The organism is Paenibacillus sp. OT2-17, from assembly GCF_009827695.1.
In the GTDB taxonomy this organism is placed as follows: Bacteria; Bacillota; Bacilli; order Paenibacillales; family Paenibacillaceae; genus Paenibacillus; species Paenibacillus polymyxa_B.
Window position 1 is genome coordinate 1 of record NZ_WUDQ01000995.1, and the last position, 699, is coordinate 699.

General features: G+C 48.2%; 1 protein-coding gene. It reads right to left on the minus strand.

The genetic code is table 11. The features are described 5' to 3' along the window. Nucleotides 1–33: 33 nt before the first annotated feature. Nucleotides 34–699, minus strand: a 666-nt coding sequence (locus GRP75_RS28675) for an HAD-IIA family hydrolase (RefSeq protein WP_160791079.1), incomplete at its 5' end; no start/stop codon positions are given.

A 699-nucleotide genomic window follows, 5' to 3' on the forward strand; every position in this document is an offset into this window, starting at 1 on the left:
TTCTCGCAAGTTTTGTAAGACATATACTTTCTATTATTTCAGCTCTTCTTTCATCCAGTCCTGCAGTTCAGCGAGATTTTCAAACATCAGGTCAGGTTTCACTCCAACGGTACGCACATGTTCGTCCATATTAGCGCGGGTCGTCACGCCCGACAGGATCAGAGCTGTTTTACAACCTGCTGCTGCACCTGCCGCAATATCTGTAAGCATATTATCGCCCACAACCAGAGCTTCATCCGCCCTAATGTTTAAGCGGTTCAGCGCATAGTTCATCAATACGCTTGAAGGCTTGCCGATGACAATAGGCTTTACCTGTGAAGCCGCTTCAATTGCAGCTCCAATCGTACCTGCACCTGGCGTTAGCCCATCATGTGAAGGCAATTGGAGATCCGGGTTTGTCAAAATAAAAGTTGCTCCTTCCCGAATCCAACGCATGGCAGCGGCCAGCGCATCATATGTAAATTGACGATCTATCCCCTGCACCACATAATCAGGATGGTTCTCAACAAGCTGCAAACCGGCTCCTGTGAGTGCATCGCGTAATCCTGTTTCACCAATACAATAGACACGAGCTCCAGGACTTTGCTGTGCAACATATTGTGCAGCTGCTAACGCCGAAGTATATACTTCATGGCTGGCCGCTTCAATTCCCATACCAACCAAATGCTCAGCCACCGATTCGGGTGTACGTGAAGCATT